This window comes from Paenibacillus wynnii (genome assembly GCF_000757885.1).
Lineage (GTDB): Bacteria > Bacillota > Bacilli > Paenibacillales > Paenibacillaceae > Paenibacillus_AQ > Paenibacillus_AQ wynnii.
On the sequence record NZ_JQCR01000003.1, the window covers coordinates 2,324,156 to 2,344,771 of the forward strand.

Annotated in this window: 17 protein-coding genes; 3 read left to right on the top strand and 14 right to left on the bottom strand. The window is 45.7% G+C overall.

The features are described 5' to 3' along the window. Nucleotides 1-267: 267 nt before the first annotated feature. The 4 genes from lepA to gpr form a co-directional block, all read right to left on the bottom strand. The gene (lepA, locus tag PWYN_RS26210; RefSeq protein WP_036658091.1) at nucleotides 268-2,079 is read right to left on the bottom strand and encodes a translation elongation factor 4; all 1,812 of its coding nucleotides are present in this window, start codon (nucleotides 2,077-2,079) and stop codon (nucleotides 268-270) included. Nucleotides 2,080-2,218: 139 nt separating this feature from the next. Next, on the bottom strand, nucleotides 2,219-2,626 hold the full coding sequence (locus tag PWYN_RS26215) for a hypothetical protein (RefSeq protein WP_036658094.1): 408 nt from the start codon (nucleotides 2,624-2,626) through the stop codon (nucleotides 2,219-2,221). 35 nt (nucleotides 2,627-2,661) lie between these two features. Continuing rightward, nucleotides 2,662-3,972, bottom strand: a complete 1,311-nt coding sequence (locus PWYN_RS26220) for a stage II sporulation protein P (protein WP_036658099.1) — start codon at nucleotides 3,970-3,972, stop codon at nucleotides 2,662-2,664. 197 nt (nucleotides 3,973-4,169) lie between these two features. After that, nucleotides 4,170-5,171, bottom strand: a complete 1,002-nt coding sequence (gpr, locus tag PWYN_RS26225) for a GPR endopeptidase (protein WP_036658102.1) — start codon at nucleotides 5,169-5,171, stop codon at nucleotides 4,170-4,172. Between the two features lie 179 nt (nucleotides 5,172-5,350). Between gpr and rpsT the strand changes: the two genes are divergently transcribed. Then, the gene (rpsT, locus tag PWYN_RS26230) at nucleotides 5,351-5,623 is read left to right on the top strand and encodes a 30S ribosomal protein S20 (RefSeq protein WP_036658105.1); all 273 of its coding nucleotides are present in this window, start codon (nucleotides 5,351-5,353) and stop codon (nucleotides 5,621-5,623) included. Nucleotides 5,624-5,768: 145 nt separating this feature from the next. Here rpsT and holA read toward each other — a convergent pair whose 3' ends face one another. From holA to PWYN_RS26250, 5 genes are all read right to left on the bottom strand, one after another. Continuing rightward, nucleotides 5,769-6,788, bottom strand: a complete 1,020-nt coding sequence (holA, locus tag PWYN_RS26235; protein ID WP_036658108.1) for a DNA polymerase III subunit delta — start codon at nucleotides 6,786-6,788, stop codon at nucleotides 5,769-5,771. A gap of 265 nt (nucleotides 6,789-7,053) precedes the next feature. Then, nucleotides 7,054-8,268, bottom strand: a complete 1,215-nt coding sequence (locus tag PWYN_RS26240) for a zf-HC2 domain-containing protein (RefSeq protein ID WP_036658110.1) — start codon at nucleotides 8,266-8,268, stop codon at nucleotides 7,054-7,056. After that, nucleotides 8,265-8,813: an RNA polymerase sigma factor gene (locus tag PWYN_RS26245; protein ID WP_036658113.1), complete on the bottom strand. Its 549-nt coding sequence runs from the start codon at nucleotides 8,811-8,813 to the stop codon at nucleotides 8,265-8,267. Before PWYN_RS26245 ends, PWYN_RS26240 begins: the two co-directional genes overlap by 4 nt. Nucleotides 8,814-9,142: 329 nt before the next feature. Then, nucleotides 9,143-9,304, bottom strand: a complete 162-nt coding sequence (locus PWYN_RS29465; RefSeq protein ID WP_157261262.1) for a hypothetical protein — start codon at nucleotides 9,302-9,304, stop codon at nucleotides 9,143-9,145. A 185-nt stretch (nucleotides 9,305-9,489) separates the two neighbouring features. Continuing rightward, complete coding sequence (locus tag PWYN_RS26250; RefSeq protein WP_036659207.1) at nucleotides 9,490-10,128, bottom strand: bifunctional 2-keto-4-hydroxyglutarate aldolase/2-keto-3-deoxy-6-phosphogluconate aldolase; 639 nt, start codon at nucleotides 10,126-10,128, stop codon at nucleotides 9,490-9,492. Between the two features lie 342 nt (nucleotides 10,129-10,470). Between PWYN_RS26250 and PWYN_RS26255 the strand changes: the two genes are divergently transcribed. Beyond that, complete coding sequence (locus PWYN_RS26255; RefSeq protein WP_036658116.1) at nucleotides 10,471-11,421, top strand: sugar kinase; 951 nt, start codon at nucleotides 10,471-10,473, stop codon at nucleotides 11,419-11,421. 567 nt (nucleotides 11,422-11,988) lie between these two features. On the opposite strand, the gene PWYN_RS26260 is transcribed toward PWYN_RS26255, so the two are convergent. The 4 genes from PWYN_RS26260 to PWYN_RS26275 all read right to left on the bottom strand — a co-directional run bounded on the left by PWYN_RS26260 (nucleotide 11,989) and on the right by PWYN_RS26275 (nucleotide 16,870). Next, nucleotides 11,989-13,005 carry a LacI family DNA-binding transcriptional regulator gene (locus PWYN_RS26260; protein ID WP_036658118.1) on the bottom strand — a complete coding sequence of 339 codons (1,017 nt, stop codon included), beginning with the start codon at nucleotides 13,003-13,005 and terminating at the stop codon, nucleotides 11,989-11,991. A gap of 108 nt (nucleotides 13,006-13,113) precedes the next feature. Continuing rightward, the gene (locus tag PWYN_RS26265; protein WP_036658121.1) at nucleotides 13,114-15,741 is read right to left on the bottom strand and encodes a ComEC/Rec2 family competence protein; all 2,628 of its coding nucleotides are present in this window, start codon (nucleotides 15,739-15,741) and stop codon (nucleotides 13,114-13,116) included. 81 nt (nucleotides 15,742-15,822) lie between these two features. After that, complete coding sequence (locus PWYN_RS26270) at nucleotides 15,823-16,341, bottom strand: deoxycytidylate deaminase (protein ID WP_036658124.1); 519 nt, start codon at nucleotides 16,339-16,341, stop codon at nucleotides 15,823-15,825. A gap of 55 nt (nucleotides 16,342-16,396) precedes the next feature. Continuing rightward, on the bottom strand, nucleotides 16,397-16,870 hold the full coding sequence (locus PWYN_RS26275) for a ComEA family DNA-binding protein (RefSeq protein WP_036658127.1): 474 nt from the start codon (nucleotides 16,868-16,870) through the stop codon (nucleotides 16,397-16,399). A 146-nt stretch (nucleotides 16,871-17,016) separates the two neighbouring features. Between PWYN_RS26275 and comER the strand changes: the two genes are divergently transcribed. Continuing rightward, nucleotides 17,017-17,868: a late competence protein ComER gene (gene comER, locus PWYN_RS26280; protein WP_036658129.1), complete on the top strand. Its 852-nt coding sequence runs from the start codon at nucleotides 17,017-17,019 to the stop codon at nucleotides 17,866-17,868. An 85-nt stretch (nucleotides 17,869-17,953) separates the two neighbouring features. Here the strand turns inward: comER and leuS are convergent, their stop codons facing one another. Beyond that, a complete protein-coding gene (leuS, locus tag PWYN_RS26285) occupies nucleotides 17,954-20,404 on the bottom strand; it encodes a leucine--tRNA ligase (RefSeq protein WP_036658132.1) in 2,451 nt (816 codons plus the stop codon). Between the last annotated feature and the right edge of the window lie 212 nt (nucleotides 20,405-20,616).

A 20,616-nucleotide genomic window follows, 5' to 3' on the forward strand; every position in this document is an offset into this window, starting at 1 on the left:
AAATCACTTCTAAGAGTAGCAGAAAAGGGAAGCCTTATGGCTTCCCTGGCAGGACAATGGTACGGATAAAACTCGTATTAAAGTTTGACTGCTAAGGAATGAAGAGGGTTCCTTTAAGTGGCTCTATAACTGCATTTTGTACAACTATTGAGCCCCCTAATCACCGAACAGGCCGTTTAACTGTATTTAGTGCCGTTAGATCAGTGCAATAGACAGAGAACATAAATCCTGGTCAGCCAAACAAAGTTGGCGCTTAACATGACTGGTCTAGTCGATTTCCAGCACGGCCATGAACGCTTCCTGCGGCACCTCTACGCTGCCGACCTGCTTCATGCGTTTCTTACCTTCTTTTTGCTTCTCCAGCAACTTACGCTTACGCGAAATGTCACCGCCGTAGCATTTGGCAAGTACGTTCTTACGCATCGCCTTAACAGTCTCACGAGCAACCACCTTGGTTCCGACAGAAGCCTGAATAGGTACCTCGAACATCTGGCGGGGAATGATACCGCGAAGCTTCTCGCAGATGATCCGTCCGCGGTTATAGGCACGGTCGCGGTGAACGATAAATGACAAAGCATCCACTTGTTCGTTGTTCAGTAGAATATCCATTTTGACCAGATTTGAGCGGCGGTAGCCCGATACTTCATAATCGTAGGAAGCATAGCCCTTTGTGCCGGATTTCAGCTGATCAAAGAAGTCATATACGATTTCTGACAATGGAACCTCATACGTAATCGTTACCCGATTGGCATCTAGGTACTCCATATTGACGAACTCGCCACGCTTGTTCTGACAAAGCTCCATTACGGTACCCACGTAGTCGTTAGGCACAATGATCGCAGCCTTAACGTACGGCTCTTCAATGTAATCAATCGTGCCGATTTCCGGATAGTGTGACGGGTTGTCGATGGTTATCGTTTCACCGTTTGTCAGCAAGATCCGGTAAATAACACTCGGTGCTGTGGTAATCAACGGCAGATTGAATTCACGTTCAATCCGTTCCTGAATAATCTCCATATGCAGCAGTCCTAAGAATCCACAGCGGAATCCGAAACCAAGAGCGCTGGAGCTTTCCGGCTCAAAGCTGAGAGACGCATCGTTAAGCTGCAGCTTTTCAAGCGCTTCACGCAGATCATTATAATCAGAGGTTTCAATTGGATATAGACCGCAATAAACCATTGGATTGATCTTACGGTAACCAGGCAGCGGCTCAAGTGTCGGGTTCTTGGTGTCCGTTACTGTATCACCGACACGGGTATCGCCCACATGCTTAATGCCTGCGACGATAAATCCTACATCACCTACATTTAGTTCATTTACAATTGACATACGCGGCATGAATGCGCCAACCTCAATAACCTCAAAGGTCTTCTCAGTGGCCATCATCTTAATTTTGGAGCCGGCACGAATACTGCCGTCCATCACGCGGACATAAACAATAACACCTTTGTACGGATCATAGTGGGAATCAAAAATCAGCGCTTTAAGCGGAGCTTCTGAATTACCCGTTGGAGCCGGTACCTGCTTTACCACCTGCTCCAGTATTTCTTTGATGCCGATACCTGCTTTGGCGGAGGCCATAACGGCTTCACTGGTATCCAACCCAATTACATCCTCGATTTCCTGCTTCACCCGTTCAGGATCAGCGTTAGGTAAATCAATTTTGTTGAGAACCGGTAGAATTTCCAGGTTGTTATCCAGCGCAAGATATACGTTAGCCAGCGTCTGTGCTTCGATACCTTGAGCCGCGTCCACTACTAGCAATGCACCTTCACATGCTGCAAGACTACGGGACACTTCATACGTGAAATCGACATGTCCTGGTGTATCAATTAGATTCAAGAAATAATCCTGACCGTCATCCGCACGATAGGTGAGACGAACGGCCTGCAGCTTGATTGTAATCCCGCGTTCACGTTCAAGATCCATCTGATCGAGAACCTGCTCCTGCATTTCACGGGAGCTAAGCGCACCGGTATATTCGAGTATTCGGTCAGCCAATGTCGATTTACCATGGTCTATATGGGCAATAATCGAGAAATTGCGAATTTGTTGTTGTCTTTTCTGTACGTCAGTCATTCCTTACCCCCACAAACAGCCTGTTGTTAATCCATCTATTATAACAGTACAAGCCCTACCCATCAATCCCGCATCTGCGTTACCAAAAAGAAACAGCATCCCCCGCTTTTTCAGCAAGACAGCTGTTTCTAAGAACTTCTTAATTTTCGGAGGAATCAAACAAGGAAACTACCCAGCGGATGCTTTTCTGAGAAGCTTGCTGCAGTAGCCCCGCTGTCTTGTCCGCAAGAACATCGACCTTTGGCTTTTGCTCCTCGGGGACAAGAATTTGCCCCGGTGTTAGTGTACTGTAATCCTTTACCTCTTGTTGAGGTAGGCTTGTAACAGCTCCGGTAGTCGGATCTATATTTACGGGGACGTATACGTAGGTCGGACTGGATGAAGGAGGTGTTGGGTTAGCGTTCTGTGCTGCACCGGCTACAACGTTCCAACCGGGAATCTGGGAGACCTTCGTCCCCTCACCGATGCTGCCGAACTGCATACCTATCAGAATTCCGATACCGGCCCACATCCCAACAACAAATAATTTTTTACCGAAACGCGACATTTCTCCACCCCTTCTGAAGTCGTTCTCCCCATAGCCTAGGAAGCATCACCGGCCGTACCCTCAAGAGCCTTACCTTTAGTTGCGTCCGAGTCCGTTGACTTGCTGGCTGCGTTTACTTTCTCAGCTTCATGACTGCTCCAATACACATCCGCAATAGCATCACCCAAGATTTCCGAGGTACGCTTCAGCTCTTCCGCCGTATTGTCAATACCGCCCACCTCAATTAACACACTGTTGGGAGACAAGGACTGATTATATTCGCCGTTATTGCCCTTGTTTGCCGCCTTCCCCCAGATTCCACGTGAGATCCCCGGATATTCTTTCTCCAGAAGCTGGTGTATCTGGTTCGCGAACGCCTCATTCTTCTTCCAATCTTTATTCGCATGTCCGAGGATAAAATACACTTGGGCATAACTTTTTCCGTCAATAACGGTGGTCGTCTTCTTATGCCGCTGAGAATCCCTGTGAATGTCAATTAATTCATTTAATCCGTCATTTTGGGCAAAAGCTGTCTTAATCATTTGCCGGGAATATTTATAGGAAAAGTTCCAGCTGTAGTCTTCCACTTCCGTCGCGTAATCTTCCTTCGAGTGGATGGTGCCGACTCCGCGCAATTCCAATCGTTTTGACAGATAGGATCCTACAAGCATTACATTCTTGGATGGCAGGGCGGAGCTCGGATTATCACCATTTGTTCCAATTAACGGATTATAAGCTTCACGCGGATGCGAGTGGTAAATAAGAATTCTTTTCTCCAATAAATCCTGGGCTTTACTTCCCGCAGTATCAGGAGATGCAGTCGGTTGCGGAACAGGAGTAGCCTCAGGCTCGTCCCCTCCCTCATTAAGAGATGGATCATCCGGTGTAACCGTGCCTTCTTCCATAGTCAATTCATCGGTGCCAGGGTGGTAATCAGCAGGTGCATCCTCGCTGCCTCCAGACGCATTCCGCAGCAGCACAGGCTCATCAGCCGCCAGACCTGGAAGTTCTCGTGAGAGCAGACTTTTCGGATCATTAGGATTCACACTGGTCAGGAGCTGAAACACAAAGGAGGTAACCTTATCACCGGATAGAGCGCTAAATTCCTTTCCCTTAGGCAAATGCGGCATCTCCATCCCTAGTATTTCCATAAAAAATCCGCTAGAAAGCGAAGTCGCTAATCCTTTCATTGAAGGAATGGGGGAAGAGTTCAGCTTCTGACCTGCCAAACCTCCCGCGCCCAGCAGTATGAAAAATACGAAAGAGCCCCCGGCTAGCAGTAGCATCGTTTTTCCCAGTGATAATACATCCATAAATCTTGCCCGTAGTCGACCAATGTTCCATAGCTGAAACCATTTTTTGTTCATTATTCAGTTCCTCCTCCAAGCCCTCTGTAATCTCTTATATTCCAAATCTATGAACTTAAGAGCATCGCTAGAACCGGAATAGGGTAACAAACAAAATAGAGTTCAATCTATTTAATAGATAGGGCTAGTCTTTTTAATTAAAAAAAAGCGCAAACCCGCACTTCGCCTCATCGGGCTCGCGGATTTGCACTTGTAAATTAGTGAGTGTAGGCACCGACATTAGTAGGATCTACAGCTTCATGCAATGCTGTGTTAAGTCCACTGGCAACGATATTGGCGATTTCCTCTATGAATTCGTCAATCTCCTTCGGCGTCACAATCAGATCATGTCCGAGCGGTTCCAATACTTCCTTAACTAAGGATAACCGTTCATTCTCGGATATTTCATCCAACATACCCATGATTTTTTTAGTATGAGGCGTTCCCTGACCAAAGTGCGTTTTCATCATTTCCAGAACATTGTTGACTATAGTTGAAGCATAGCAGACCGTTGGGACACCAATAGCAATACAAGGGATACCCAGAATTTCACGAGTCAATCCTCTTCTTTTATTCCCGATACCGGAGCCGGGGTGTATGCCGATATCTGCTATTTGGATCGTAGTATTAATTCTTTCTAGAGAACGTGAGGCCAGGGCATCAATAGCGATAATGAAATCCGGTCGGGTCCGATCAATAATCCCTTGGACAACCTCGCTGGATTCAATCCCTGTCAACCCCAGCACACCCGGTGCTACAGCACTAACATTCCGATATCCAGGTTCCACCTGATCCGGAACCAATTCATAAAACTGCCGCGTAATAAGGGTATTCTCAACAACTAAAGGGCCCAGTGAATCCGGTGTCACATTCCAGTTGCCAAGACCCACAATAAGGGCTTTAGAATTTTTACCAATGCCGATGCGGGTCATAAAATCCTCAAACTCTCGGGCGAATACCTCGGTTACTTTTTGCTGCAGACCAGTATCTCCTCCCCGCAATGCGGGTACTTCAAGCGTTACATAATTCCCAACGGTACGCCCAATTGCCCGGGAGCCCATTTCATTGCCAACCTGAAGCCGAGTTATCTTGATGCCGTCTGCTTCCTGCACCTCTTCGTTCACGCCGGGGATGGGATTCCTTTGCGGTCCCTCTGCTAATTCCTTCGCCTCTAGCGCTAAATCCGTTCGCACCGAGTACAGATGAAGATCCAGTTCCATCGTTATATCAGCCTCCTTTTGCTTTTGTCGATAGTGTGCGAGAGAAAGCGGTCGTTTATACAGAGCCTGAAGGTTTAATTTGAAGAGTTTTAGTGTTGCTTTTTACTATCACACATGCTAAACTATTTTAAGTTGTGAATCATTTGATGATTTCGAATGTCTTACAGGAGGTGAATGCAATGCCAAATATTAAATCCGCAATAAAACGCGTCAACACGAACGAAAAACGCCGTGCACTTAATGTTTCCCAAAAATCCGCGCTTCGTACAGCAGTTAAAATCGCTGACACCGCGCTGGCTGGTACTGAAGTTGAAACTGCTCAAGCTGCTTTCCTAGCTGCTTCCAAAAAGCTGGACAAGGCCGTTTCTAAAGGTCTGGTTCATAAAAATGCGGCTGCCCGCAAAAAATCCCGCTTGGCGAAGAAATTGAACGCTCTTAGCGCGCAAGCGTAAGACGTACTCATATTGAGCAATCTAAGAACCTGACCGCTATCCTGCATACGGTTAGGTTTTTTTGTACTCATTTTTCGAATCCAAACGGATAAAGAGCCTACCAATCCCTTTTTACTAAGGGTTTGATAGGCTCTTTTGTTTGTCATTAGGCTCCCAAGCGAAGCATGAAAAGCTCCAGTCCCAATACCTTGTCTATTGCTCCCGTCTTCATCTGGTGATCAAGGTCGGCCATAGCGCTTAATATTTGTCTCAGCCGTCTGCCTTCGAACTTGCGTGCCTGTTCACCGGCAAGCTTGACGGCGTAAGGATGAAGTCCCAGCTGCGAGGCGATCTGCCCTTGGGAGTAACTCAGCCCCGATAAATCCTTAACCTGTAGAATAATACGGAACTGTCTGGCAATCAATGCGGCAATCTTAATAGGTTCCTCACGCTGCTTCAGCAGCTCATACAAGGAGTCTAGAGCTTTGTCCAATCGTAGATTAGCAATATCCTCTACCAGCGTGAATACCGTTTGCTCAGTTCCACGATGGACAAGACTCTCTACAGCTGCTGCATCCACTGTACCGCCTTTACCTGCGAACAGGCATAACTTATCAATCTCTCCGGATAATCCTTGCAGTCCCGTTCCAGCGCTTGCTATGAGCACCTCAGCCATACCGGGGGCTGATACACAACCCCCTTCACGGATTGTTTTCTCTACCCATCGAAGAAGTTCCTCGGCTCCGAGTGGATTAAAGGCTACTACTGTTCCGGCTGTTTTGACAGCCTTAACAATTTTCTTACGCTCGTCAAGCTTGTCACTATTAACCATAAATACAATTACACTGAAATCTGCAGGCTGCTGCATATAATCAGTCAAGGTATCCATTCGATGCTCCAGCTTAGCGTTTTCTTTGCCAGCTGTAAATAAAGAGGCATCTCGTACCAACAGCAGCTTACGCGGAACCATAAACGGAACCGTCTCCGCCTCTTCAATCACAGCTTGTATAGGAGTCTCTGACAAATCGAATGGAATCACCGCAAAATCACGATCCTCCTTGGCAATAAGCTGATTCTCCAGAACAGCTGCGAACTCATTCATGCGAAATTTCTCGCTTCCGTACAGGACATACAGCGGTGAAATCTTGCCTTGCTTGATGTCTTTTACCGCCGTTTTGACATCCATCCCGCCACTTCCTTTTCCTATTCATCTATCCCGCTTTTTTAAGTTATTTATGAGTTATTATTGTATCATATAATGCAAAAACGGAGAAACTCCAGCCCAAGGGCCAAAGTTCCTCCGTTCCAGCGGCGCATCTATATAAACGACGGTGAGAGAAGCCCTAGAAACTCCTCAGCCGACGGTCATACCGATGTTCTCAAAAGCTTATACTATTTGATCTCTTACTATAGTATATTCTGAAGTCCCGTAAAAAGTTCCACTTTGGAGATTATTTTGTGGACGGCGTCTCAGAGGCATTCGTTCCCGAATTTGTAGGCGTTACACCCGGAGTCCCCTTGGGTAATGGAGTAGAGGTTCCCGTATCTGGAATCATATACACATTCTTAGCAGTAGTTCCATCATTATCGGTCACATATCTAAACTCAAGGCTGTTCGCCGCCCATTCCCCTGTAACCCATTTCCCCGCTAACGGGATAGAGGTCAAAGGTAACCTATCAAGGCCAATTCCTTTCGGTGGAATGCTGTAAATAATAAGCTGCTTACCTTCCACGACTACCTCATATTGACCGTCCGGTGAAGTCCAGGATAATTCGCCTATAACGTTAGAGGGAGAAAGCATACTCATCATCCCCTGATCATTATCGCCCTGAGGGAGTTTCATGGATTCCATGATATCCATATTAGGCGCGATTTGCTGGTCAGACGCTGCGGATTCGCTCTTGCGATGCTCTGAGGTATCCTCCGGCGCATCAGTTACTTGCCCAATTTGTTTCGGAGATATAACATCGGCCGGTTTATCGGTCGATGCTCCAGCTGCAGGCGTAGTCGATTCTGTCCCACCTTGTGAGGAATCTATAACGTCCTGTGCATCCATGGAAGGGTTGGGACTCTCAACTATAGCCGCTTCAAACATACTGTTGTTGTTAACCGGGCTATTTTCCGCCGATCCATTGTCTGTCGCAGTATCTCCAGTTTCTATAGAACTTTGATCCATCTTACTAGCCGCTGAATTGTCTTCATCCATAGTCGCTGCAGAGTCGCTCATCATTATACTTTCTACCTGTGCACCCGGCATCTCCTTCGGCATATTAAATATCGCAATTCCGAGTATTAGAGCGGCTGCCACCGCACCAATACCAGTCCGTTTACCTATGGAAGAGTTGGAAGAGCCTTTCTGTCGTTTGCCTTGTAATGGTTCACGCGAGAAAGGAACTACAACCTGATCCTCTGATCCCCCCTTGCCGGATTCAAGAAGGCCGCGATCCAGTTCGTCAAGCCGAGGCAAAATAGAGTCAACCAGACTGAAAGGGGCTTTCACGTCCGGCAGCTGCTCCAATCGCTTGGAAAGCGTGGTTAGCCTGTCAAAGATTTCCGCACAGGGAAGGCAATCATCTATATGGTGGAACATTTCGGTACTCTCTTCAATGCTCAAATCATGATCCAAATAACGGTGCATCCATTCAATCACCTCCGTGCATCTCATCCCGACACACCCCCTTTCTGATACTCTTGAAGTCTATTTTGCAGCTGTTGTCTGGCTCGGAACAGATAGGATTTCACTGTATTGAGGGGTAAGTCCAAACAGTCTGCAATCTCGTTGTAGGATAAGTCCTGAATATAACGGAGTACAATGACCGTTCGGTGATGCTCAGGCAACTGGTCAATAGCCTCCTGTATATCCTGGGCCAAATAACCAGACATCACTTCACGTTCAACATCATGCTTATCTTTAATTACCATTTCATGTTCATCCATAGACACTGTTGGTTTAGCTCTTCTAAACTTATCAATGCAAATATTGGTCACGATTCGACCAACCCAGGTCTTGAACTGGGCTTTCTCCTCGTAAGATCCAATCTTCGTATACACCCGAATCAATGCCTCCTGGGACGCATCTAACGCATCCTGTTCATTATGCAAAATGTAGAAGGCCGTTTTGTATACATGTCCTTCAATTTCTCGCAATAGGGTGATTAGAGCGTCGCGATCGCCCGCTTGAGCGGCTCTGATGAGTCCCTGCTCCACCACGAAGGTTCCCCCTCTCTATGCAATCTTACTGACGCGCAAGACTGCTAAATTGTTGCATTCTGTAATTATTATTTTTATAAAATAAATCCTTATTAAGCATACAGGGGAAGCACCCGGTATTCAAATAAAACTTGCTGTCAATTACATTACAAAACTGACATCAAGAAGAAACAGCTTTACCCTCATTATAGGGTAGACAACCGTCTCTAGGGGAAATATAAATATAAACTATAAAGTACACTTATATCTTCTAGAATTTCACAAAAAAAAGACCTAAGGCATTACCCGAGGCCCTGAGTGAAACCAAATCCCGCTCTCTTCTATATTAATTATTTACGAGCTACCTTTCTTCCGCGTATCCCAAAAACAATCCCTATAAATATAGAGAACACAGCAAGCACTAAATTACCATCAAACCAATTTATAATTCCGCCTGCTATAAATAAAAATGAAACCAGATATAAAAACTGTACACGCCGTTTCCCTAACATAAATCCTCCCCCTAACAAATCGCTGCACCCATTTCGATAACATTCTTAATACACTTTTAAATATATGAAGTTACTAGAAAATATATCCTACATATAATATAGATCCTCAACACTTAAAAAAACGGCTGCTAACCGATCTTCCGCGGTTAACAGCCGTTAAATATATTCAAACACTAAGAATTTTCTTAACCTTTAATCTCCTGAAACTTAGCTACATACTTTGCAGCCAGTTCAGTAATCAGATCATAACGACCATCCTTAGCAGGAGCGGTCAAATTACCGCCGATCCCAACAGCGATACAGCCGTTCGCAATCCATTTATCCATGTTGTTCAGATCCACGCCTCCCGTTGGCATAATGTTCACATGAGGCATTGGCCCTTTAACTGCTTTTACATAATCGGGTCCAAAAGCACTGCCCGGGAACAGCTTCAGCACATCTACGCCAAGCTTCAGTGCTTCCTTCATTTCACTCAGTGTCATGCAACCAGGCATATAAGGAATCCCGTAGAGGTTACACATTTTTGCTGTATCTTCTTCAAAAGAAGGGCTCACCACAAATTCAGCACCTGCCAAAATTGCAATTCTAGCAGTTAACGGATCCAGTACAGTTCCAGCGCCAATTACGGCACGGTCGCCATATTCAGCAACCAATTTCTTAATCGCAACATCTGCATCAGTTGTAGTAAAGGTTACCTCGATATTGTTAAGTCCACCTTCGATACAAGCTACGGACATTTTGAAGGCATCCTCAGCATTATCAGCACGAATTACAGCAACTACCCCGACGGATGCAACATTTTGTAATACTTTTATCTTCTTCATCATTAACTTCCTCTCTAAATTAACCAATGATAAACATTGATTCAATAACTTCAATAAACTTTTTTATCAAATTACGAGCAACAGCGCAATAACCACTAAGAAAATAGTAATAATAATGTCTCTAACAGTCAATCTATTTTTGTGTGAATATATTGAATATTTCTCTTTTAGCCCTTAAAATACGATATATATAAAGGAAATTATTATTATTGGCTCTTTGTTTTCTCTTTAAATTAATGTAGTGAATGCGAATTGCGTTATTGTACAAAACCGATTTATGTGATAATTTCAAATTACAACTTATAATACAGGGAATTATAACTCCCTGAGGAGGAACTATACATGAGTAAACAATTGGATGTAGTCACTTTCGGTGAGCCGATGGCTATGTTTTATGCTAATGAGACAGGATCGCTGGCTGAGGTATTTTCATTCTCCAAAGCATTGGCAGGAGCAGAAAGTAATGTTGCTACCGGCTTGTCCCGTTTGGAACATCCTACCGGCTATGTTACTAAACTTGGTGATGATAATTTTGGGCAATTTATAGTGGACGCACAGAATAAAGAAGGCATTAACACAGATAGCGTTACCTTTACCAAAGAGTATTCCACAGGAATGCTGATTAAATCAAAGGTCCTTACTGGCGATCCTAAAGTCGAATATTTCCGTAAAAATTCCGCCGCCTCCAAGCTGAGCCTAGCAGATTTCGACGAAGCCTATTTCGCTTCTGCAGGACATCTGCATGTAACCAGTATTTCTTCCGCTCTGTCGAAGAGCTGTCATGAATTCTCCATACATGCTATGGAATTTATGAAGAGCCAAGGGAAGACGGTTTCATTGGATCCTAACCTCCGCCCAACCCTGTGGCCAAATACTGAGACCATGGTGAGCACTATTAATGATCTGGCTACACGCTGTGACTGGTTTTTGCCAGGGCTAAGTGAAGGTAAGACCCTTACCGGACTGGATACACCGGAGGAAATCGCATCTTATTATCTAGAGCGCGGCGTTGCCCTCGTTGTTATCAAACTGGGTCCTGAAGGTGCATATTATAAGTCTCAGGAGCAGGAAGGGTACGTGCAAGGATTTAAAGTAGAGGAAGTTGTTGATACCGTAGGCGCTGGAGACGGTTTTGCAGTTGGAATTATCAGTGCAATGCTGGAGAAGCTTACAGTAGCTGAGGCTGTCAAACGCGGCAATGCCATCGGCGCTTTGGCGGTAATGTCGCCTGGTGATATGGACGGCCTGCCGACCCGTGAAGGTCTGGCTGCGTTTATGAATCAGGAAGTGTAAGACAACGGAAATAGATAATTGTTGAAAAAGAGGCCGTACAAACTAAGGTTTGGACGGCCTCTTTAGTATATACATTGATAATGATAATTTTATTAAGTGTTATCAATAAACCGGTTTACGGGGTGGTACATCTGTTCATTCACATATTCTTTCACATATTCATTCACCCATCTACGCTTCTAACATGGTTCAAGTCGCTTTTTGGCGGTAGTGTATCCACAAGGTTCCACTTTTCATAACGAATAGAAGGGAACCCAATTCACAAGAAATAGATACGAAGGTAGTCAGTGGAAAATAGATGTATTTTATACACTTATTTCTAGCTTTTGGCGCTTTGAAGTATGGATAGATGTATTTTGTGCAACTAAAAACACGAGTATGCCGATTAAACCCCGGAATACCCAAAAATAAGTGTATAAAGTGCAATTAAACACCCTAAAGTGTGCTAATGGAGAAATATAATTGTAGATTGTGCAACTATATATATTGAAATCTATGCAGGTAGACGATTTGCCGTACATCTAATGCTTATTGCGTAATGCTTGCTTTACAGTTACAACTCAATAGTTACTTCATAGATCTAACCGATCGCCCCTGCTGTAATGAGGGTGGAAAACGATAGGTGATGGGAACGTGGGAGCTATTATCTTCAATGCTCGAGAGCATAATTTTAGCGGCCTGCATGCCCATTTCATAAGCTGGCTGTCGGATTGTAGTAATTACCGGGTTATAGATATGAGCGAATTCTGCGTCGTCTATTCCCACTACAGACAGGTCTCCTGGAATGGCGATGGAGTCTTGATTAGCATATTTTAAGATCTCGGCAAGGACGATATCATTCGAGGCTAGAAGTGCTGTAGGTGGCTGTGGCAGCCCTAACAGACGTTTCACTTCTGCTGCAATTTCTTTACGCGGTACACTGCAGATATACTCCTCATTCAGGGGGAGGCCAGCCTCCTCCATCGCTTTTTTGTAGCCACTCATTCTCTCCTTGCGAGGAGTAATAGCATACTCACCAAGGGGGAGTGACAGCAGCGCTATCCGTTCGTGCCCATTCCGCACCAGTTCACTAATCCCTAATTTAACAGCCATCTCATTATCTAACAACAGGCTCTGCGTAGTAACTCCCTCAACAAGGCGGTCCATAAATACAAGCGGATATTGAGCCTCGATTAACCGGGTATATACGGATGGATTATTCCCTGTTGGGAATACGATTAACCCGTCAACCTGTCGGGCAACCAGCGTCTCTACGTATTTGCTTTCCTTCTCTACATTCTCATCAGCATTACAAATAATAACCTGTATACCGCGGCTTTGCAGTTCATTTTCAATCGCTCGAATACATTGTATAGACAATGAATAATCAATATTGGCGACAATAATGCCGACCATATGCGTTCGGTTCTGCTTCAAGCTGCGAGCCAGCCCATTGGGTTGATAATTCAACTCCTCGATCACCGCAGCAATCCGATTCTTCGTCGCTTCACTCATATATTTAAAACGTTTGTTCAAAAATTGCGAGACTGTACTCTTCGACACCCCCGCCTTTTGAGCCACATCTTCAATCGTTAGTTTCTTCATCCGGTTCGCTCCACTCTTCTCTAAAGAAAAACACTTTATCAAAAAGTATAGCTTTATTTTAGTAAATTATCTACTGTTCTATTCTTCAATCCACATGTCCAAAACCTCCTAATTCAGCTTATGCCGTACCCGAATACTCCCTTTATGTATCTCCATCTGAATCTCGCCCTGCTGATCCGTACGTAATATTGGTATCTTGTTTGCAGCTAACCGATCCAAAACCTCTCCACTAGGGTGCCCATATAGATTATTGACTCCAGCAGATATAACCACAGCAGAGGGGTTCCAATATTTCAACCATGCGTCACTGTTGGAAGTTTTGCTTCCGTGATGTGCCGCCTTAAAAATGTCAACACGCTGTTGTGCGGACGCTGAATGGTTGGACTCTCTCTCTATAATCATTTCTTCCGCTTCCTTATCCATATCCCCCGTAAACAAAAATTGGCTGCCATCCATACTAAGCCTGAATACAACAGAATTATGGTTTTGCTCCTCCAGAATGGGAAGAACATCAGGCCTGCCTCCCTCTTCCAACCCCGGCCACAGGAAGGATAGCTCTGTATTTTTATCTGGCGAGACCTTCATCCCCTGATGAATCCCGTACAGCTGTACATTACGATCCAAGGCTGTCCTCATCAGCTTTATGTAAGGTTCACCCTCTGCAATCGTTCCATTGAACAATAACGCGGAGACGGGGATTCCCTCCAGCACAGCCTGCAAACCCCCAGCATGATCCTGATCCCCATGGGTCAGAATGATAGCATCCAGACGGTGAATACCGCGCTTTTTGAGCAGGGGCAGCAGCACTTTAGCTCCGACCTCGAATGGACTGCGGCGGATACGCCATTTTTCTTTTTCACCAAAGCTCACCGTTCCTCCGCCATCTACAAGTATATTAGAGCCTCCTGGGGTTGTAATGAGAATGCTGTCGCCCTGACCTACATCAAAATAACTTATCGTACCTGAACCGGAATGATTCTCAGGCTGGTAGCCTCTATAGATCAGTAGTGCAAAACACAATGTCAGCAGGGAGACTGACCACGGACTCCAAAATAACGAAAGCAAGTTAGGGTAAGGGAAAGAAGTGTCAAAGTTAGGGAGTCTGACTCTTCCTCTATCTGACAGCAGATGGGGATGAAGCCCCGCAAGCGGCCTCGTCTCATCCTCCATATACAACTGCAAATGTGTAAAGCGGTTTTCCAGTAGTTTTTTACCTGCATACAGCAAACCATATAATAATAAGTAATACGCACCTATCCAATATAGCGATGGTGATCGCCAAATCGTCACCCCGACTGACCAACCGTTCATCCATTCCACCACATTAAAAGTAAGGTTGTTAATCCACTCCGCAACAACTGCCAATACATTGGCCGCCCCTCCCCAGAGCCTTCCAAGAAGCAGAGTAGCCACACCCAACGGTAGTACGACAACAGTGATCAGCGGAACCAGCAAGAAATTGGCCGCAATCGAAAGCAAAGAAAATTGATTGAAGTAATAAATCGTTAACGGGAACGAGACCCATTGGGCAATAAGCGTAACCGCTATAGCACCTCCTAACCAACGGGGAAGCCCTGTCAGTAGAGCGTTGGCTAGAGGCACATAAGTCATTAAGCCCAACGTTACCAGAAAGGATAGCTGAAAGCTGACACTAAGTAAAAAGTACGGATTCCAGACCAGCATTAAAAGTGCAGACGCACTTAGAATATTCAAACCATCTTTTAACACGCCTGCTCGGGCCGCCAACAACGCAATCATGATCATAATTCCAGCACGGATGACTGAGGGACCCGCTCCAGATAAAAGCACGTACACCGGCACCAGAAGCAGAACTAGGGTTTGAGCCGTTTCCTTAGTCAGACGGAGAAATCGCATCAATATAAATAAAAGGACAGCGACAAAGACCGCCACATGCATACCTGAGATCACCAAAATATGAGTTAAGCCCAGTTGAGAGAATTGCCTGAACGTTTCCGGGTCTAAATCCTGCTGAATTCCGATGACAAGACCCTTCATATAGCCGGCGTTACGCTTTTCATATAATCGATCCATTTCCTCACTTAGAGCAGTCCTTACTCCATCATTCCAGCGTAAAAGGGTCGTCAAGCTCCAGGAGGTGGGTTGTGCTGCATCCACTTGTTGGGCCCCTTTGACTTTTAAAATCCAATGAATTTCCTTCGCCAGCAAATAAGCCTGATAATCAAAGCCTCCGAAATTCCTCGCCGCAGAGGGCTGCTCCAGCGTACCATTCAATTCCACTTTGTCCCCTCTATGCCACTGGGCCGCCACAGCAATTTCCGATTCAGCCGCTAACTTCACTTGGACGATAATCTTTTCTCCCTGCACCTTTGTCCAAGCCTCTTCCTCTGACGCCACCTTATCCATCCTTATTGTAAAATCTACGCGGTCACCGTCCCGTTCAACCGTTGAAATAATAGTTCCCATGGTGTGAACGGAGATTCCTTCCTTTCCCGCAATTGACTCCGATACTATCGACTCCGGGAGCACACTCACATTATGCCGCTCGGTCCACTCCCAGTAGACACCTGCCAATATAAAAGCCAGCCCTAAAACAGCTATGTATTTCCAACTCATTTTTCCCCAAATTGCCAAGGCAGATAGTAGTAGTATCCATCCAGCCCACGCCAATAGCAGGGAGGTCCCTGATGTCGCATAAGCTGCGGCACTCCCGGCTACCCAGCACACAGTGAAGCCCGTAAGTGGTCTGTTTTTCAAAATAATCCTCCTCTATAATGCAAAAAGAACCCCTGTCTTCGCAGCGAACTGCGTAAACAGAGGTTCCTCCTCCGGATCTAACTAATCTTTAATCGTGATCATAGTTTCCTGCGGCGGTTCGTAGCTCTCCAATGGACGAAAAACAATTCCTTGGGATGCCATCATCGACCGAACCTTCTCCATATCCTTTCGATACGGACGGTAATATACGATTTCTACGACACCGCTGTTAGCCAGCATATTCGCACAGGTCCAGCAGGGCTCGTCCGTTACATACACAGTACTACCTTCCCGGTCACTGCGGTCTGTGAACAGCAACAGATTCTGTTCGGCATGAATCGTACGTATGCAGCGTTGTTTCTTCACCATTGTCTCAGTACCGTCTACCAGTTCCATTTCATATTGTTCTGAAACCATACATCCGGCCTCTGAACAATCCGGCACCCCCATAGGTGCTCCATTGTAGGCAGTACCCAGTAGCTTTTTACCCTGAACCAGCACAGCACCGACATGGCGGCGGGTACAACGGGATCGGGTAGAGACCATGCAGGCAATATCCATGAAATAAGTATCCCAATTTTTACGGTTGGATTGCGTCATTGTTCAATCTCCATCTTTTCGAGAATAAGTTGTTAACTATTGTATCATATCCCCTTTAAAACGAAACCATGGGTTTCAGCTTTTCCAGCATTTTAGGTCCAATTCCTTTCACTTTTCCCAGATCGGATATTCCCTTAAAGGGTCCGTGGCTCTGGCGGTATTCAAGGATGGCTTGCGCTTTCTTGGCTCCAATACCCGGAAGCTCCATTAACCCGTTTTGTGCTGCTGTATTTACATTTACCTTTCCCTCGGATTCGGGGACCGTCGTTTTCGCCTCTTTTGACAAATCAGTTACCTCAGCAACCTTTATATCTGTGTTTGCCTGATCTATGTTCTCTATAGGCTTTGCTGCTATTGGTGCTTCAATTTGGGTCCCGCTATTCTCATCTTCAGCAAGAGTTCTTTCCATACTTGAATTCAGCGTTTCCCATCCGGCAATACCTTTGTTTTGACCGTTTCCACTATGCCATAACAGTCCGCTTCCAAGCAGTGCTGCAGCCATTCCGAGGCCTATCATTTTTTTATTCACCGCATATTCCTCCTCATTTTGGGCTTCCATATTTACTTTTCTAACTTTTAATGCATTAACCTGACATGTGTCCAAGGCTATGCCGCATACATTTAACGAAGAGAATTCATGCCAAAAGGATAAGTATGAAAGGAGGGAACCACAGGATGAAGGTGGGATTTATCGGAACGGGCAGTATGGGCAGCCTGCTGATTGACGCCTTTCTTTCTTCCGGGGCATTACAGCCTCAGGAAGTACTTGCCAGCAATCGGAGCCCGCATAGATTGGTTCAGCTTGCGGAACGCCATCCGGGATTGTTGGTATGTGGTAGCAACAGTGAAACCGCGACCCTAAGTGACATTGTTTTCTTATGTATCAAACCTATGGAATTTAAAGCGATAACCGATGAAATAGGCCCTCTTCTGCATAAAGATCAAATCGTAGTATCCATAACGAGTCCTGTTCAGCTGTATCATCTGGAGTCTGTCCTGCCATCCAAGATTGCCAAAGTCATTCCTAGCATTACCCACCGTATGAAAGGAGGCTCCTCCCTTTGTGTATTCGGAGACCGACTGAATAAAAATGACAAGCTTATATTGATTCAGCTATTGTCATTTATCAGCGTACCAGTGGAAATTAGCGAGAATCATACCCGTATTGCCTCAGACTTCTCCAGCTGTGGACCTGCATTCCTGAGCTATTTCATTGAACGATGGATAGAAGCTGCAGTCGAAGCGACGGGCATCAATGAAACCTTGATTAGTACGTTGGCGGGTGAAATGATGTTAGGTACTGGAAAACTTCTGACGGAAGGTGACTTCACCCCGCAAAAGCTTCAGGAACGTGTAGCCGTTCCCGGAGGTATCACTGCTGAAGCATTGAATCATCTACGCTTTAGTCTGGAAGGTGTCTTTGAACGTCTAATCACTACTACGCATAACAAATATGACGAGGATGTCTTTAAGCTCGATATGTTGTTCGGAAGGGATGGTATTGTCCAAAGTCCAGTGGACCGTTAATACAGGATTACCTACCTAACCCCAAGAAAACAAAAGCCCGCAGCACGGAATAATCCGTTGCTGCGGGCAATCATGCGTTCTTCGCTTAACCCACTACGATATTTACAAGCTTACCGGGAACTGCAATAATTTTGCGTACGGTTTTGCCTTCTACAGCTGCACTAACATTCGGAAGTGCCAATGCATGGGCCTGCATTTCCTCTTGACCCATACCTTGTGGAATAGAGGCACGCTGGATGATTTTGCCGTTGACTTGCACGACAATTTCAACCTCTGCATCTACTGTCCATGACTCATCATAAGACGGCCAGGATACATAGCTGATGCCACCTTCATGTCCAAGCAACTGCCACAGTTCTTCTGAAAGATGCGGTGCCAGCGGAGATAACATTTGCACGAAATTCTCCATCGCTTCACGCGGGAGTGTATCCTGTTTGTAGGCATCATTCGTGAAAATCATCAACTGGCTGATCGCTGTATTGAAACGCAGGTTTTCGAAATCCTCTGTTACTTTTTTGAGCGTTTTATGCCATGTCCGTTTGAATTCGTCACTGCCGCCGTTATCTGTAATCTTGGCATTAACACTGCCATCCTCATTTACGAACAGACGCCATACACGGGACAGGAAGCGGTGAATTCCTTCTGTTCCTTTTTCATTCCATGGCTTGGTGGCTTCCAGTGGCCCCATAAACATTTCATACAGACGGAGTGTATCCGCACCATATTCGTTTACGATTTCATCCGGGTTGATGACATTCCCGCGCGATTTACTCATTTTCTCGTTATTCGTTCCGAGAATCATACCTTGATTGACCAGTTTATAGAAAGGTTCCTTAGTCTGTACAACACCGATATCATACAGTACCTTATGCCAGAAACGGGCATACAGCAAGTGAAGTACAGCATGCTCAGCTCCACCGATGTACAAATCTACGGGCAGCCATTCTTTTTGCTTATCTGGCGCACACAGCTCGCGGTCATTAAGCGGATCAATGAATCGCAGGTAATACCAGCAGCTGCCTGCCCATTGCGGCATTGTATTGGTCTCACGGCGGGCTTTCATACCCGTTTCTGTATCCACGGTTTCTACCCAATCCGTAACATTTGCCAGTGGAGATTCACCAGTACCAGAAGGTCTGATCTGATCTACATCCGGCAACAGCAATGGAAGCTGATCTTCCGGCACGGTCTTCATTGAGCCATCTTCCAGATGCAGAATTGGAATGGGCTCACCCCAATAACGCTGACGGCTGAACAACCAGTCACGGAGGCGGTAAGTCACTTTGCCTTTACCGCTTCCTTTTTCCTCCAGCCAAGAGATCATCTTCGCAATGGCTTCCGTATTATCCAGTCCATTCAGGAAGTCTGAATTCACATGCGGTCCATCCCCTGCATAGGCCTCTTCTTCAATATTCCCGCCTTGTACAACCTCCAGAATTTCCAGGCCGAACTGCTTCGCAAACTCCCAGTCACGAGTGTCATGACCTGGAACAGCCATGATTGCTCCTGTTCCATATCCGGCTAGCACATAATCCGCGATCCAGATCTGTACCTTGGCACCGTTCACCGGATTGATCGCATTAGCACCTGTGAATACTCCTGTCTTATCCTTGGCAAGGTCAGTACGCTCCAGGTCACTCTTATGGGAAGCCTTCTCCTTGTATTCTGCTACAGCTGCACGTTGGCTTTCTGTTGTAAGTATATCTACCAGTTCATGCTCAGGAGCCAATACACAATAGCTGGCTCCGAACAATGTGTCCGGTCGAGTCGTGAATACAGTCAAGTTCGCTTCGTAACCTTCAATCGCAAAGGTAACTTCCGCTCCTACGGATTTGCCAATCCAGTTGCGCTGCATATCCTTGATGCTCTCGGACCAATCCAGCTCCTCCAGGTCATCCAGCAAACGTTCTGCATATTCCGTAATTCTCAGAATCCACTGACGCATCGGCTTGCGAACAACCGGATGCCCACCGCGTTCACTCTTACCATCGATGACTTCTTCATTAGCCAGCACGGTACCCAGCGCCTCACACCAGTTTACAGGAACCTCTGCTACATAAGCCAAACCGCGTTTATAGAGCTGTATAAAGATCCACTGTGTCCATTTATAGTAAGCAGGATCTGTTGTACTGATCTCACGGTCCCAATCATAAGAGAAACCTAGCGATTTGATCTGCCGACGGAAATTGTCGATGTTCTTAAAGGTGATTTCACGCGGATGCTGACCGGTATCCAATGCATGCTGCTCGGCCGGCAACCCAAATGCGTCCCAACCCATCGGGTGGAGTACATTATAGCCTTTCATCCGCTTGTAGCGGGAAACAATGTCTGTAGCCGTATAACCTTCCGGATGACCTACATGCAGACCGGCACCTGAAGGGTATGGAAACATATCCAACGCATAAAATTTTGGTTTCCCTGGATCTTCGCCTGTCTTAAAGGTTTTGTTCTCTTCCCAAAACTGCTGCCATTTCGGCTCCAGTGTCTGTGCCCGGTATCCAGGTCCGGCAGTTGCACTTGCTTTATTGTCGCTCATCGTAGGCTCCTCCTTGGAGTGTTGCTGTTAAGTTTGCTACCTTAGTTTAATATCATGAAAAATATAAGGAACAAGTATGAAGTGAAATTTATACTTTCCTATATTTCAAGAAGAAACGGCTTTGCCGTCCTCAATGAGAGCCTATGCTTCCGAAGCAGCGATACTCCGTATCGATTTCAGGTATCCGTTTCTAGTAGAAATATAAGGAAAGT